13 protein-coding genes and 1 tRNA gene are annotated in these 14,146 nt (G+C 69.5%); 5 read left to right on the top strand and 9 right to left on the bottom strand.

Annotation, left to right across the window (positions count from 1 at the left end; genetic code table 11):
- Positions 1-49 precede the first annotated feature (49 nt).
- A tRNA-Arg gene (locus ABD893_RS04640) sits at positions 50-122 on the top strand.
- Between the two features lie 246 nt (positions 123-368).
- Here the strand turns inward: ABD893_RS04640 and ABD893_RS04635 are convergent.
- Positions 369-716 (bottom strand): ArsR/SmtB family transcription factor, encoded by a 348-nt coding sequence (locus ABD893_RS04635; RefSeq protein WP_345076383.1) that lies wholly within the window; start codon positions 714-716, stop codon positions 369-371.
- 56 nt (positions 717-772) lie between these two features.
- Between ABD893_RS04635 and ABD893_RS04630 the strand changes: the two genes are divergently transcribed.
- Entirely contained in the window at positions 773-1,834 is a 1,062-nt protein-coding gene (locus tag ABD893_RS04630; RefSeq protein WP_345076382.1) for a cation diffusion facilitator family transporter, read from the top strand.
- Positions 1,835-1,863: 29 nt separating this feature from the next.
- Here the strand turns inward: ABD893_RS04630 and ABD893_RS04625 are convergent, their stop codons facing one another.
- The 8 genes from ABD893_RS04625 to ABD893_RS04590 all read right to left on the bottom strand — a co-directional run bounded on the left by ABD893_RS04625 (position 1,864) and on the right by ABD893_RS04590 (position 9,210).
- Positions 1,864-2,412 carry a GNAT family N-acetyltransferase gene (locus tag ABD893_RS04625; protein ID WP_345076381.1) on the bottom strand — a complete coding sequence of 183 codons (549 nt, stop codon included), beginning with the start codon at positions 2,410-2,412 and terminating at the stop codon, positions 1,864-1,866.
- The gene (locus tag ABD893_RS04620) at positions 2,409-3,701 is read right to left on the bottom strand and encodes a Gfo/Idh/MocA family protein (protein WP_345076380.1); all 1,293 of its coding nucleotides are present in this window, start codon (positions 3,699-3,701) and stop codon (positions 2,409-2,411) included. Before ABD893_RS04620 ends, ABD893_RS04625 begins: the two co-directional genes overlap by 4 nt.
- Positions 3,691-4,464, bottom strand: coding sequence for a ThuA domain-containing protein (locus ABD893_RS04615; RefSeq protein WP_345076379.1), 774 nt, complete (start codon positions 4,462-4,464; stop codon positions 3,691-3,693). Before ABD893_RS04615 ends, ABD893_RS04620 begins: the two co-directional genes overlap by 11 nt.
- A gap of 314 nt (positions 4,465-4,778) precedes the next feature.
- The gene (locus tag ABD893_RS04610; protein ID WP_345076378.1) at positions 4,779-5,168 is read right to left on the bottom strand and encodes a hypothetical protein; all 390 of its coding nucleotides are present in this window, start codon (positions 5,166-5,168) and stop codon (positions 4,779-4,781) included.
- The gene (locus ABD893_RS04605; protein ID WP_345076377.1) at positions 5,168-5,773 is read right to left on the bottom strand and encodes a histidine phosphatase family protein; all 606 of its coding nucleotides are present in this window, start codon (positions 5,771-5,773) and stop codon (positions 5,168-5,170) included. Before ABD893_RS04605 ends, ABD893_RS04610 begins: the two co-directional genes overlap by 1 nt.
- A 2-nt stretch (positions 5,774-5,775) precedes the next feature.
- Positions 5,776-7,485, bottom strand: a complete 1,710-nt coding sequence (locus ABD893_RS04600) for an FAD-binding oxidoreductase (protein ID WP_345076376.1) — start codon at positions 7,483-7,485, stop codon at positions 5,776-5,778.
- Positions 7,482-8,429 carry a lysophospholipid acyltransferase family protein gene (locus tag ABD893_RS04595; protein ID WP_345076375.1) on the bottom strand — a complete coding sequence of 316 codons (948 nt, stop codon included), beginning with the start codon at positions 8,427-8,429 and terminating at the stop codon, positions 7,482-7,484. The genes ABD893_RS04600 and ABD893_RS04595 overlap by 4 nt, the downstream gene beginning before the upstream one ends.
- 4 nt (positions 8,430-8,433) lie before the next feature.
- On the bottom strand, positions 8,434-9,210 hold the full coding sequence (locus ABD893_RS04590) for an SDR family NAD(P)-dependent oxidoreductase (protein ID WP_345076374.1): 777 nt from the start codon (positions 9,208-9,210) through the stop codon (positions 8,434-8,436).
- Between the two features lie 133 nt (positions 9,211-9,343).
- Here ABD893_RS04590 and ABD893_RS04585 point away from each other — a divergent pair, with 133 nt between their 5' ends.
- From ABD893_RS04585 to ABD893_RS04575, 3 genes are all read left to right on the top strand, one after another.
- Positions 9,344-11,641: an HAD-IB family hydrolase gene (locus ABD893_RS04585; RefSeq protein WP_345076373.1), complete on the top strand. Its 2,298-nt coding sequence runs from the start codon at positions 9,344-9,346 to the stop codon at positions 11,639-11,641.
- Positions 11,642-12,030: 389 nt separating this feature from the next.
- Entirely contained in the window at positions 12,031-12,972 is a 942-nt protein-coding gene (locus ABD893_RS04580; RefSeq protein WP_345076372.1) for an endonuclease domain-containing protein, read from the top strand.
- 528 nt (positions 12,973-13,500) lie between these two features.
- A complete protein-coding gene (locus ABD893_RS04575; RefSeq protein ID WP_345076371.1) occupies positions 13,501-14,103 on the top strand; it encodes a hypothetical protein in 603 nt (200 codons plus the stop codon).
- Positions 14,104-14,146: the final 43 nt, after the last annotated feature.

The following is a 14,146-nucleotide window of genomic DNA, read 5'->3' as shown; positions in this document are numbered from 1 at the left end:
GCCGATCTGTGCGGGCCGCTAAAGTAGTTCAGGTTGGTCCAGCCAACAAGCGCCCGTAGCTTAACGGATAGAGCATCTGACTACGGATCAGAAGGTTGGGGGTTCGAATCCCTCCGGGCGCACCGAAGTCCAGAACCCCTTGTGGCACCGAAAGGTGCGACGAGGGGTTCTTTCGTGCGCTCTGATTCCTGCGCTCCGAGCAGCGAGGCTCGGGGTGAGGAGGGCCAGCGAAGTTCGGGTCGGCGAGGGACCGCGAGGCTCAGAGCAGGGAGGCTCGGCGGCCAGAGATCTGAGATCTGAGATCTGAGATCTGAGATCTCAACGCCTGCAGGACAGCACTGGGCAAGATGCCTTCCGGCAGTCACCGCTCAGTAGCCGTGAGGGTCATCCCCCGCCGCCGCGCCGGTGACGTGCTCGGCGTGCGAGAGGGTCTCCGTGAGCAGCCGGCGCACATGGGAGTCCGAGGCGCGATAGAAGGCGAACGTGCCCTCCTTGCGGCTCTGCACCAGCCCGGCCAGTCGCAGCTTGGACAGGTGCTGGCTCACGGCGGCGGGCGTCGCCCCGATCGCCTCGGCGAGCGCATTCACACTGGACTCCTGCCCGAAGAGCGCCCAGAGGATCTTCACCCGGGTGGGGTCCGCGAGCATCCGGAAGGTATCTGCGGCGATCTGAGCATGCTCGTCGTCGGGGACCGGATGGACGGGCGCGGGATGCATGTCTCCATCGTACGCAGATCTTGCTATCTGCATGTCTACGCAGATAGATTGACAGCGTGTCCCAGCTCCCCGCATCCGCTCACTCGCACCCGCACCCGCACCCGCACGACCACGACCACGACCACGACCACGACCACGACCACGACCACGGTGCTGGCCTCTGGGCGCGGCTGCGGCACGCCCTGACCCCGCACAGCCACGACCATGGCGACGCGATCCGCACTGCCGAGGAATCCAGTGCGATCGGCATCCGCGCCGCCTGGGTGAGCCTCGCCGGCATGGGCGCGACCGCACTGCTGCAGATCGCCATCGTCGCGCTCAGCGGCTCGGTCGCCCTGCTCGCCGACACCCTTCATAACCTCGGCCATCTGGCCACCACGATCCCGCTGATCATCGCCTTCCGCCTCGGACTGCGCGCCCCCACCCGTCGCTACAGCTACGGCTTCCGGCGCGCGGAGGACCTGGTGGGCCTCCTGATCGGGGCTGTGATCGCGCTGTCGGCAGTGCTGATCGTGTGGGAGTCGGTGCGAGCGCTCACCTCTGCCCGGGATATGACCCATCTGGGCTGGGTGCTCGCCGCCGCCCTCATCGGCGCGGCCGGGAACGAGCTGGTCGCGCGGTACCGGATCCGGGCCGGCCGGAAGATCGGTTCCGCGGCGCTGATCGCCGAGGGACAGCATGCCCGCACCGATGCGCTCACCTCGCTCGCCGTGGTGATCGGCGTGATCGGCGCCTGGCTCGGCGTCACCTGGATCGATCCGATCATCGGCCTGGTCATCGCCGTGATGGTGGTGCTGGTGCTGATCAGCTCGATGCGCACCGTGATCCACCGCCTGATGGATGGCGTCGAGCCCGGCACCTTGGACACGGTCGAGGCGGCCGCCGTCGTGCCCGGGGTGCTCGCCGTGCACGATGCCCGCGCCCGCTGGATCGGGCATCGCCTCGAAGCAGAGGTCATCGTGGACGTCGACCCGGCCCTCAGCGTCGGCCGCTCGCGACTGCTGGCGGAGCAGATCGAGGAGCAGCTGCACCTGGCCCTGCCCCACCTGGACCGCGCCGGCGTGCGAGTCACCGCGGGCACCGCTCCGTCGAGCAGAGAGCGGGCGGCGGGACTCTGACCGGGGGGCAGCCGCTCCCCCGCAGGCGCTCAGACGACCAGGTCGTCCCAGACGAAGGTGGTCGTCGTCCCGCTCTCCCAGTCCCGTCGCAAGATGCTGTAGGCGACCGAGGCGAGCGGTGCGCCGCCGTCCACCGGCCAGCCCTCCCGGTAGTGCGCCTCCTTGACCCAGCCGCTGCGGAGGAAGGTCTTGCGCATGGCGATGTTGTCCTCGCGGGTCTGCCCCTCGAAGCGGTGCACGCTCGGCATGGTGCGAAAGACGTGCTCGGCCACGGCGCGGAGCACCTGCAGGCCGAGGCCGCGGCCGCGGAACGGGGCATCCAGCCGGAGGTCGAACAGCGGGTCTCCCTCGCTCAGATCCTCCAGGCGCAGGAAGCCGATACGCCCCAGCTCGCCGTGATCGATCCAGAACGAGTCGTTGTCCTCGTCCCGGTAGGCGCCCCTGCTGATCAGCGCCTCGATATCCGCAGCCTGCGGGTGGTGGCGCACGTGGAACGGGAAGTCGTTCCGCGTCATGAAGTCGATCAGGGCGTCACGGTCAGCGCCGACGGGATCCAGGCGGGTGAAGGTGATGCTCATGCGGCCCCTCCGCCGGAGCGACCTGCGCTGAGCACCTCGCGCACCGAGGTCCAGGACTGCATCAGCTCGCGGGCCGCAGGATCGGCCTCGGCAGCGATCGCCTCGAGGCGCGCCTGCTCGAGCAGCTCGTCGATCTCGATCCGCTGCCCGCTCTCCACGGAGGCGACGGCCGCCTCGACCATCGCGAAGCTCAGCAGGTTCTCGTGCACCTCGCACATCGGGGTGCGGCCCTCGCGCAGGGCGCTGACGAACTCCACCAGCGACGCCGCGATCTGATCCGGCTCCGGGGCGTCCTCTGCCGCAACCTCTGCCTGCAGGCGGGCGGTGGTCTCCTCGTCCTCGGTGCCGAGCACCGGGACCCCGGTGCCGTCCCAGGTCGCGGAGCCGTGCTGGGCGGCGATCCTCCACTCACTGTTCCACCAGGTCGGCAGGCCGCGGGCGTTCCAGGTGCCGTGATAGGCGAACAGGGACCCGTCGGACATCTCGAAGGTCGCGCTCACGCTCGCATCGTGCGAGTAGACGCTCCAGTCGGGCCGGGCGCCGAGGGCGGTGACCGCCACCGGATCGGCGCCGGTGATGTATCGGGCGGTATCGAAGGCGTGGATGCCCATATCGCGCAGCAGTGGATGGTCCTGGGTGCGGCGGAACCCGTCGTGCTCGACGAACAGGGAGAAGAAGGCGCTGGTCATCACCGTCGGCCCGTGGGCGGCGACGAAGCTGCGCAGCTGCCGCACCTGGCGGAAGAACCGCCGCGACTGGGAGACCATGAACGGCACCCCGGTCAGCTCGGTGTGCGCGACCAGGCTCAGCGCCTCGGACAGGGTCTCGGTGACCGGCTTCTCGCCGAGCACCGGGATTCCGGCATGCAGCGCCTTGACGGTCACCGGATGGTGCGCGAGCGGCACGGTCGGGTTCACCAGCAGGTCGGCGCCCACCTCAAGAGCGAGGTCGACGCCGTCGGCCCCGGTGGCGACGACCGCGGGGTCAGCGACCCCCGACTGCTCGACCACCCGCTGAGGCGCACCCTCGACCAGATCGGCGACGCCCACCAGCTCGGCCACCCCGCTGGCGGCGATCTCCCGCGCCCACCAGCTGCCCATCCCGCCTGCGCCGACGACCACCACGCGGGCGGGACGGTCGGCGGGCAGCGGCGGGAAGCCGGTGCGCTCGAAGGCCGGCGTCGGGGCCGCCGAGGTATCGGTCAGGGTGCGGGCAGAGTGCCTGCCGACGGAGCTGCCGGCTGGCGGAGTGGCGACGGGCTGGGTGGCAGCAGCGCGCTCAGATGACACGCGAGACTCCGTCGGGATCGTCTCCGCGGAACCAGTCGCGCGGGGCGTTGGCGATCTTCACGGGTGCGCTCTCTCGCTCCTCGGGGCGGGCCCAGGCCACAGCGTTGGCCAGCACGCGCTGAATCTCGCTCTGGTGGTAGACGGGGTACTCCTGATCGCCGGGGCTGAAGTAGAAGACCTTCCCCTTGCCGCGGCGGAAGGCGGCGCCGGAGCGGAACACCTCTCCCCCGGCGAAGGAGGAGACGAAGACCAGCTCGTCGGGGGCGGGGATGTCGAACATCTCGCCGTACATCTCCTGGGCGGGGATGACGATCGGGTGCGGCACGCCGCGGGCGATCGGGTGGGAGCCGTTCACGGTCCACACCCGCTCCTCCTCTCCCTCGTTGCGCCACAGCAGGTTGCAGGTGGTGCCCATCAGCGCTTTGAAGGGCTTGGAATAGTGGGCGGAGTGCAGCGGGATCAGGCCCATGCCCTCGTGGACGCGGCGCACCACCCGCTCGGAGATCTCGTCGGGCACATCGTCGTGCGCCATGTGGCCCCACCAGGTGAGCACGTCAGTCTCGGCGAGCGCCTCCTCGGAGAGGGATTCCTCGATGTCATCGAGCAGGGCGATCCGCACCTCGGCCTCGATGCCGTCGGCCGCGAGCAGGGTGCGCAGACTCTCCGCGATCACGGTGTGCATCCCGTCGGGATAGATCTCCTGCACCGTGGGGTCGAGCTTCTCGTGCCGGTTCTCACCGAAGACGGCGATGCGCAGTGCCATGGTTTTCTTCGTCCTGTCGCTGGGGATTCACTGTCGCCTCGAAAGGCGCTGGGGCCATCGTAGGGGCGCGCCGGCGCCGCTCGGGAATCGCTGCGAGAGAAGCACGAGCGGGGGATCTCCGGAGCGCTCGAGCATGGCACCCCGCAGGAACTGTGACCGGGATGTGATCTGTTTCTCATCGGGGGCGGCTATGGTCGAACCCAGGCTCCTTCAATGGCGAGGGAGCCTGCATTTCTTAGGTCCTCCGCCTCTGCGGAGCCAGCAGCAGCACCTGCGGGGCCAGCCGCAATACCTGCGGGGCCAGCACTGCTGGCTCAGCGCGTGCGCGTCCCCACGAGCCGCCCGTCGGCCGCGAACCGTTGTTCGAGCGCGGTCGCCGTCTCCCGATGCACCCGGGCGGCACGCGCCCTTCCCGTGGTTCCGCCGAGCGCACGGCCCGCGGACTCACCCCAGAGGTAGCGGATCTCGGTGACGTCGGCACCCTCGCGCAGCTCGATCGGCGCGGAGAGATGGAAGTTCCGGCCGGCGAAGGCTCCGAACAAGACGCTGCGGCGTCGGCTGCCTCGGGCGATGTCGATGCGGCCGGGACCTTCCGCCTCGACGCTCCAGCCGCGACTGTGGAAGAACTCCTCCAGGGCGGCGCGCACCGAGCGCAGATCGCCGCGCACCGTGAGGACGGCCCCGCCGGTCAGCGGCCGGGTCATCACTCTGATCCCTCGTCAGTGGGAGCGCCCCGGGCGGGCCCGAGCAGTCGCAGCTCGGCGTTGCCCAGGTGCGGCTGTTCGCGATGATCATGGGGATCTGCGCCGGCGCCGAGCGTGAGCGCGATCTGCAGCACGTCGCCGTGGGCGACCAGCACGACCGGCGCGTCGACCGCGAGCTCGTCGGCCTCGGCCAGCACTGCGAGCACCCGTGCGGCGACCACCGCGACCTGCTCGACCTCGTCCTGGTGGGTGCCGCGCTCACGGTCCACGGCCCATACCTGCTCGTAGCTGCTGGCGGGGCCTTCGTCGTACCGTCCGAAGCTGCGCTCGCGCAGCCGCTGATCGATCCGCGGCGCGCCAGCACCGAGCCCTGCGGCGAACTCCTCGGCGGTCTGGAGAGCGCGCGCGAAGTCGCTCGAGATCACCACCGTCTCCGACCCCAGGCCCTGCGCGACGCCCTCTCGGGCCGCCGCGCGGGCCTGAGTGCGGCCGCGCGCGGTGAGCCCCACCTCGGTGAGCGCGCGCGGCCCGGGGACCGACACGATCAGGCCCTCCACATTCGCGGTGGACTCACCATGGCGGAGCACCCAGAGCTGGCTCTTCACGCTCAGGGGGCGGTGATCTTGCCGGGGTTCAGGTTCCGGCCCGGGTCGTTGTCGGCGAACAGGCCCTTGACCATGCGTGCGCCGACCTCGCCGAGGTCCTCGGTGATCCACGGCTGATGCTCGGTGCCCACCGCGTGGTGATGGCTGAGCGTCGAGCCCAGATCCATGAAGGTCTGCTGCACGGCGCTCTTGGCGGCGTAGTACTGCTCCAGCGCCTGCTCATCGGAGGAGTACGGGAAGGCGAAGGTGAAGTAGAGGCAGGCCCCCGCGTGGTAGCTGTGCGACATATGGCAGAACATGAAGCCCGGCAGGCCCTGCTCCTCCTGCACCGCATAGAACGCCTCGTAGGCCTTCGCGTGGACCGCGTTGAGGTTCGACCAGGTCGCCCCCGTGTCGCAGACGTCGCCGAAGACCTGGTAGTCCATCAGGAAGTCGCGCAGGTATGGGGTGTCGAACTTCTTCTGGTCGTAGATCGCGCCGGGGCCCGCGCCGAGGGTGATGCCCCCATTGGCCTTCACGATCTTCTTGACGATCCCCTTCTGCTGCTCGACCGCGGCCTTGGAGCCCTCGAAGCAGACGTAGGAGATCGACATCTCGCCCGTGGTGTCCCAGCCCTGGGAGCGGAGGTAGGCGAAGAGGCCGTCCTGCACCTTCGCGGCGACCTTGCCCTTGGTGGAGCTGGGCTCCTTGACCATCGAGAGGCTGAACTCGGTCTCGGGGCCGTCGGAGAGGCGGGTGAAGGTGGGCTTCACGTCGGTCGAGCGGGCGATCGCGTGCATGCCGCGGATGCCGTGCTCCCAATCGGGGTACATATAGGCGATGACCTGGCGCACCGGGGCCAGGCGGTGCACCTGGACGGTGGCCTCGGTGATCACGCCGAGCCGGCCCTCGCTGCCCAGGATCATCTCGTGCACGCTGGGGCCCGAATCGCGTCCCGGGATCGGCTTGGTGATGGCGATGCCGTCGGGGTGGACCATGCGCAGACCGCGCACGATGTCCTCGATGTCGCCGTACTTGTCGGACTGCATGCCCGAGGAGCGGGTCGCGGCCCAGCCGCCGAGCGTCGAATAGGCGAAGGAGTCGGGGAAGTGGCCGACGGTCCACCCCTCGGCGTTCAGCTGCTCCTCCAGGTCCGGGCCGTAGGCACCGGCCTCCACCCGGGCCAGGCCCGCGGTGTCGTCGATCTCGAGCACCTCGCGCATCCGGCCGAGGTTCAGGGAGATCACGGGGCGCTGCTCGGAGATGTCCGGCGTGACGGAGCCGGAGATGCTGGACCCGCCGCCGTAGGGGATCAGCACCAGGTCCTGCTCCAGCACGACCTTCAGCAGCGCGGCCACCTCCTCCTCGGAGGCGGGGTAGACGACCGCGTCGACCAGACGGGCGAAGTCGCCGGCCCGCACGCGGAACAGGTCCGGCAGGGAGCGGCCGAAGGAATGCACGACCCGGACCTCGTCGTCCTCGAGCACGCTCTCCTCGCCGACCACGCTGGTCAGCAGTGAGCGCACGGGCGCGGGCAGCCGGCTCGCGGGCACCTCGAAGTCCGACAGGACAGGCGTGACGGGGGTGCTCTTGGCAGCCAGGTCCACCCCGATCTTGTTCTTCGCCAGCGGGGCGAAGGCGGGCTTGTTGTCGTAGCGGAAGGTGACATCGCTCAGACCCCAGCCCCACCACTTATGCCGCTTGACCTCGCGTGCGCTCAGCCGGTCGCTCATGCGGATTCCTCCTCGTCCCGGACAGCGCTGCCCAGAACCTCGTCGTGATGCTCGTCGTACAGGTCCTTGACCCGGGCCCGGATCCGGGCGGAGAAATCCACCGCGGATTCGTCCTCGTGGGAGATCATCGGCTCACCGAAGACCACGGCGACCGGGGGGCGGCCCGGCTTCGGCCAGCTGCGCCCCTTGGGCATCGCCTCGTGGGCTCCGATGATTGCGGCGGGGACGACGGGCACGCCGACCCCGATCGCGAGTGCGGCGGCGCCGGGCTTGAAGTCGGCCATCTTCCCGTCCAGCTGGCGGGTCCCCTCGGGGAACACCAGGATCGGCACGCCCGCGCGGAGCAGCTTGCGGGAGGTGCCGGAGTGCTTGCGGGAGCCGCCGCGATCGATCGGGAAGGCGTTGAAGATGATCCGCACGAAGAGCCGGCGGTACCAGACGTTGAAGAAGTAGTCCGCCGCGACTCCGGTGGACAGGAAGCGTGCCTGCGCCCAGGGCAGGCCGCGCGCCAGCATCGGGGCGTCGATGTGGCTGGAATGGTTCGCGACCAGCACGAACGGACCGCGCACGGTCTTCACCCGGCGGTGGACCACCTTCGAGGTGGTGAGGTTCGAGCCGACCACCGCGCCGAAGAACCCGCGCTGCGCCACGAAGCGCAGTGCGGCCCGTGCCTGCGAGCGGTACTTGGCCAGATCGCCCTGGGGCCTCTCCCAGCCCTCCCCCCGGGAGCGCGCGGACAGCGACTTCAGCGTCCGCCTCCCGCGCACCTTCGAGGAGACGGGTTCCTCAGCGGCTGCAGCGCGGCGGGTCTCGTCGGCGGACAGCGAGCCTTCACCGGGGCCCGTGACCTCGGCGGCAGCCGCGCCGTCGCCTGGGGGTGTCCCGTCGGCCGGAGGTGTGCCGTCGGCCGGGTCGGTGGGTTGCGGGGTGTCCTCAGAGGTCACGCGATCACTTCTCCCGCTTCCGGCGATGGCTGAGCAGGGCGCTCAGCCGGGCCACCAGACCGCGCGGAGTCATGCGCAGCACCGCCGCGATCCCCTTCCAGCGCTTCGAGGGGATCGAGACGGGCTTCCCGCGGGAGACGTCCCGCAGGCAGTCCTCGACCAGGCGGTCGGCCTCGAGCCAGAGCACACCGGGGATCGAGGAGCCCTTGATCCCGGCGCGGGTATGGAACTCCGTGCGCACCCAGCCCGGCATCAGCGCCGTGACCTGTACGCCGGTGCCGATGAGCTGGACGCCGAGGGATTCCGAGTAGTTGCCCACCCACGCCTTGATGGCGGAGTAGTTGTTCTGGGTGACCAGTGCGGAGACGGAACCGACGTTGATGATCCAGCCCCGACCCCGGGCGCTCATCCCCCGCCCGGCGGCGCCGCCCAGCTTGAGCACCGCTCGGATCATCACCTCGAAGCCGAGGTCGTGCTGCGAGAGGTCCTCATCGAGCAGCGAAGCCCTCACCGAGAACCCGGCGTTGTTGACGAAGACGTCCACGGGATCGGCGGACGCTTCGAGGCGGTCGGCGACGCGCTGCTGGGCGTCGCGGTCGGAGAGGTCGGCGACCATCGTCTCGACCTCGACGCCGTACTCGCGACGGAACTGCGCGGCGGCCTCTTCCAGGCGCTCAGGGTTCCGCGCGACCAGCACAAGAGCTGTCCCCCGGCCCGCGAACGCTCTGGCGAACGCGGCCCCGATGCCTGCAGTGCCGCCGGTGATCAGGGCCCTATGCATGGCGGCTACGATACACTAGCGAGGCCCTGACCAGCGCGGAGAAGCTCCCTGGTGGGAGCACCGCAGGGCTCCCGCGCGCGACCCGTGTGGCCCCGGAACCCGCGCCCCGCCGTACCCGTCCACAGAGGATCCCATGACCCACACCACCGCCTCCGCCGTTCAGACCGCTTCCGGCGGCACCACCAGCGGAGGGCGTCGGATCCTGTTGACCGGAGTCACCGGCTTCCTGGGCCAGGCAGTGCTCCGCTCGCTGCTGGAGACCACGCCGGACACCCATGTCACCGCCGTCGTGCGCCCCAAGGGCTCCGTCACCGGGCGCAAGCGGCTCGAGCAGCTGCTGCGCAAGCCTGTCTTCTCCTCCTGGGCCGAGCTGCTGAGCGCTGAGGGCACCGACGAAGCACCGGTCGACGGCAAGGCACAGCTGAAGGAGATCTTCGACGCTCGCGTGAGCGTGCTCGAGGGTGACCTCACCGATATGCCCGCGATCACGGAGCCCTTCGACACCGTGATCCACTCGGCCTCCTCGGTCTCCTTCGACCCGCCGATCGACGACGCCTTCCGCACCAACGTCGGCGGTGCCCGGAACCTGTACGAGGCGCTGCTGGCCTCGGGCCAGGACCCGCACGTCATCCATGTCTCCACCGCCTACGTCGGCGGCATCGCGAAGGGTCTGCGCCAGGAGGGCTCCCTCCAGGCCGACGTCGACTGGCGCGCCGAGTACGAGGCCGCGATGCAGGCCCGCGCCCGGGTCGATGCGGAGTCCCGCCGCCCCGAGACGCTGCGCTCCCAGATCAATGCCGCCAAGGGCCGTCACGGCCGGATGGGCCCCTCGGCAGTCGCCGCAGCCTCCGAGGAATCGCGCCGCGAATGGGTCGACGAGCGCCTGATCGACTTCGGCCGCACCCGCGCCCAGTCCGTGGGCTGGACCGACATCTACACCTTCACCAAGGCGATGGCCGAGCAGGTCGCCGAGGAGCTGTGGGCCGGCAACGGGCACCGCGTCTCCTTCGTGCGCCCCTCCATCATCGAATCCGCGATGAAGAAGCCCTATCCGGGCTGGATCGACGGCTACAAGGTCGCCGACCCGCTGATCATGGCCTACGGCCGCGGCGTGCTGCAGGAGTTCCCGGGCCTGGCCGATTCGATCCTCGACGTCATCCCCGTGGACCACGTCGTCAACGTGATCGTCGCGCTCGCCACCCAGGACGTCTCCCGCCGCGGCGACGACGCCTACTTCCAGGTGGTCTCCGGCGCGTCGAACCCGCTGCCCTTCCACGAGATGGTCACCGCGGTGCGCGAGTACTTCGTGAAGTACCCGCTCGAGGATGACAAGGGCCGTCCGATCCCGGTGCCCGAATGGTCCTTCCCCGCCGTCGAGATGGTCGAGCAGCGGTTCCGTGCCAAGGAGCTCTCCGCGAAGCTCGGCTCCGCCGCGGTCGCCTACCTCCCGGCCACCAAGCGCACCCGGGAATGGACCGCCAGCCTGCACAAGGCCACCTCGGGCCTGACCATGCTGCGCAAGTACATCGAGCTGTACCGGCACTACACGAAGACCGAGATGGTCTTCGACGACGCCAACACTCGGGCGCTGCGCGAGGAGCTGCCGGCCGCCTTCCTCGAGACCCATGACTTCGACATCAAGGGCCTGGTCTGGAAGGACTACTTCCAGCAGCAGCACCTGCCCGCGGTCACGGACCTCACCAAGGCCTACTCCCGGGCGAAGTCCGCCCAGAAGAAGCGGGCCTCCCGCCCCGTCCCCGAGCTGAAGCGCTCCGAGAACACGCTGGCCGTGTTCGACCTCGACGGCACTGTGCTCTCCACCAACATCGTCCAGCAGTACTTCGCCGTGGTCCGCGCCACCAAGCCGCGCCGCACCTGGCCGGCGGAGATCGGCGGCCTGCTGGCCGCTGTCCCCGGCTACCTGCGTGCCGACAAGCGCGACCGCTCAGAGCTGATCCGCCTGGTCAACCGCCGTTACAAGGGGTACCGCAGTGCAGATCTGCGCACCCTGATGCAGGGCGAGGCCGGGCGCCGGATCCGGGCCTCGATCCTCCCCGAGGCACTCGAGACCATCGAGCGCCACCGCGCCGCCGGGCACCGCACGGTGCTGGTCTCCGGCGCGCTGGACGTGCTGGTCGAGCCGCTCGCCGATCTGTTCGACGAGGTCATCGCCACTCACATGGACGAAGACACCTCCGGGGTGATGACCGGCTACCTGGCCACTCCCCCGCTGGTCGATGAGGCCCGCGCGAACTGGCTGCGCAAGTACGCCGACCTGCACGGCGCGGACCTGTCCACCTCCTACGGCTACGGAGACTCCCACGCCGACGCCGCCTGGCTCGAGCTGGTGGGCACCCCCGCCGCAGTCGCCCCGGACCTCGGCCTCTACGCGGTCGCGAAGAAGAAGCGCTGGCAGATCCTGGAGTGGTGACCCGCTGAGGGCAGCCGGCCGCCGGGCTGGCTGCCGTTCGGGCTGGCTGCCGTTCGGGCTGGCTGCCGGGGTGGCTGCCGTTCGGGCCAGCTCCCGCGCAGGCCAGCTCCCGCACCGGCCAGCTCCCGCACGGGCCGCCTCCTATACCGGCCCCGCGTGGGTCACCGGTACGGGCCACCAGTACTGGCCACCAGAACTTTGTCTGTGGTGAGGGTTGAACGGCTCTACACCGTTCAAACCTCACCACAGACCGTTTTCTGGTGGAACCTGTCGTGCTCTGCCCGGCGCAAGCGGCCCTTCCGTCCGCGACGGTTCCTCCCCACCTCCACGTTGTCCACAGCGATGACGGTCTCGCCCCGTTGCGCCCCGTCGTTGCCGAGACTCGGGACATGTACGGACCGAGTCGACTGATCCTGCCGGCGAGCGCGGTGCCTCCCTTCCGCCCGAACCGTCGGCGTCGAGGAACCTTGCACCTCACCGCGAGGCAGCTCGGCATTGCTCGGCGCAGCGAACTTGTCGTCTTCGGCCTCACTCCATGGACGATGCGAGCCGCTCTCGAGCGAGGCGAGCTGCAGCGCGTGGCCCGAGGCTGGATCGCGCGGCCCTCCGCCTCCCCTGACGTGATCCGCGCGCTCATCGCCGGGTTTCGTCTCACCTGCGTGGATGCTGCCCGGCTGCATGGGCTGTGGACACCGGATGACACTCCAGCCGAGGAACACCTGCTTCACGTCTACCGCTATGGCGATGAGCGTGCCGTCCCCGACGGCATGATCACTCATCTCCCCCGCGTCAGATCTTGGCCAGAGCAGGATGCGGTCGCCTCCGTGTCTCTCACCCTCGAGCATGCGCTCCGCTGCTGCAGCGGGGAGACCGCCGCGGTACTTCTCGAGTCCGCGATGGAGCGCCGGCTCTTGTCCCCTGCGGCCGTGCAGCAACTGCTCGACGATGCCCCTGACGCAGTCCGCTCACGGATCGGAACTCTGTCCACCGCCAGCGACTCGGGATCGGAGACGAGGGTGGCGCGCTGGCTGCGTCGGCGGCACTTCCAGGTCGAACAGCAGGTGTTCGTGGACGGGGTCGGGCTGCTGGATGCCTACGTCGGCGGTCTCTTCCTGGAGATCGACGGCCGGGAGTTCCACGACGGCGAGGATGCCTTCAGCCGGGACCGGCGCCGAGATCTGCGGGCGATTCGACACGGGCTGCAGGTGCTCCGGCTGAGCTACGCGCAGGTGTGGCACGACTGGGAGAGAACCCAGCAGGACATCCTCCGAGCCATCGATGAGGTCGGTGCCTTCGGCCGACGCAAGGTCGAGCAGCTGGCGCTGCGCTGAGCGCGGCACCAGCACGTCAGGCACCACCAGCACGTCAGTTGCCACCAGTAAGCCAGGCATCCCCAGCACGTCACCCGCCACCAGAACGACAGGCAGCCCCAGCACATCACCCGCCACCAGAACGACAGGCAGCCCCAGCACATCACCCGCCACCAGAACGACAGGCAGCCCCAGCACGTCACGCGCCACCAGAACTCTGTCCCTGGCGAGGCGCGAACGGCTGTAGGGCGTTGAAGAACTCGTGAGAGACAGATTGGTGGTGGCACCGGGCTGTGGGTGCCGCTGGTGTCAGGCGGAAGGACGGAATGGCGGGTGGCGAGTGGCGATGGGGACCTCTGACTGGGCAGCTCTGCACGGGTACTCCTCCCCATGGCGCGAATCGTGCAACCTTCCTAGGCTCGACGCATCGTCACAGGCCAGGGACCGCAACACCGGTCCCGCGCCGAGGACCGGGGCCGCGCGACCGTGCAGCTCCTCAACGCAGGGGAACGGCCTTCGCCGTACCCCGGCCCGCAGAAGGAGGACTCCATGTCCCGCACGATCATTGCCCGCGGCGCCGCTCTGGCCGCCGCCACCATGCTGGCCCTGACCGCCTGCGGCGGTACGGACGAAGCTCCCGCCGAGGAGCAGCCCGCCGCGGTCACCGAGCAGGAGGCGGAGCCGGAAGACGCCGACGCCGAGGAGTCCGCAGACACCGAGGACACCGCCGACACTCAGGACGCCGAGGACACCGAGGAGGCCGCGGACGATGATGACGCAGCCGGTGATGACGCCGCGGGCGCCGAGGCTGGCACCGTGGTGGAGATCGGCACCGAGTTCACCGACGAGGAGACCGGCGATGTGATCACCATCGTCTCCGCGGTGCGCGGCAACGACACCGAGTACTACATGGCCAGCGATAACCCTGACGGCGAGATGATCTACCTCGAGGTGAAGGTGACCGCCGGCGACCAGTTCGGCGGAGTCATCAGCCAACAGGACTTCTTCCTCGACGACGGCGGCGAAGAGGTCAACTACGCCAGCACCGCGGACGACGAGCTGACCGCGGCCGGGTTCACGTACTTCGAGGGCACCCCGCGCAGCGACGGTGAGGGCACCGGCTATATCGGCTCTTCACAGATGACGGTGTAGTTCGGTTCTGAATCCTCCGGTGTCGAGTAGGGCGCGGATGACG

The organism is Brachybacterium paraconglomeratum (assembly GCF_039541415.1).
In the GTDB taxonomy this organism is placed as follows: domain Bacteria; phylum Actinomycetota; class Actinomycetes; order Actinomycetales; family Dermabacteraceae; genus Brachybacterium; species Brachybacterium paraconglomeratum_A.
This window is presented reverse-complemented; position numbering and strand designations above follow the sequence as displayed.

What these genes read in the sequence shown, in the direction of transcription:
- ABD893_RS04610 (WP_345076378.1), bottom strand. Translation starts at nt 5,168, where the DNA reads ATGACCCGGCCGCTGACCGGCGGGGCCGTCCTCACGGTGCGCGGCGAT.
- ABD893_RS04635 (WP_345076383.1), bottom strand. Translation starts at nt 716, where the DNA reads ATGCATCCCGCGCCCGTCCATCCGGTCCCCGACGACGAGCATGCTCAG.
- ABD893_RS04600 (WP_345076376.1), bottom strand. Translation starts at nt 7,485, where the DNA reads ATGAGCGACCGGCTGAGCGCACGCGAGGTCAAGCGGCATAAGTGGTGG.
- ABD893_RS04625 (WP_345076381.1), bottom strand. Translation starts at nt 2,412, where the DNA reads ATGAGCATCACCTTCACCCGCCTGGATCCCGTCGGCGCTGACCGTGAC.
- ABD893_RS04575 (WP_345076371.1), top strand. Translation starts at nt 13,501, where the DNA reads ATGTCCCGCACGATCATTGCCCGCGGCGCCGCTCTGGCCGCCGCCACC.
- ABD893_RS04590 (WP_345076374.1), bottom strand. Translation starts at nt 9,210, where the DNA reads ATGCATAGGGCCCTGATCACCGGCGGCACTGCAGGCATCGGGGCCGCG.
- ABD893_RS04615 (WP_345076379.1), bottom strand. Translation starts at nt 4,464, where the DNA reads ATGGCACTGCGCATCGCCGTCTTCGGTGAGAACCGGCACGAGAAGCTC.
- ABD893_RS04585 (WP_345076373.1), top strand. Translation starts at nt 9,344, where the DNA reads ATGACCCACACCACCGCCTCCGCCGTTCAGACCGCTTCCGGCGGCACC.
- ABD893_RS04580 (WP_345076372.1), top strand. Translation starts at nt 12,031, where the DNA reads ATGTACGGACCGAGTCGACTGATCCTGCCGGCGAGCGCGGTGCCTCCC.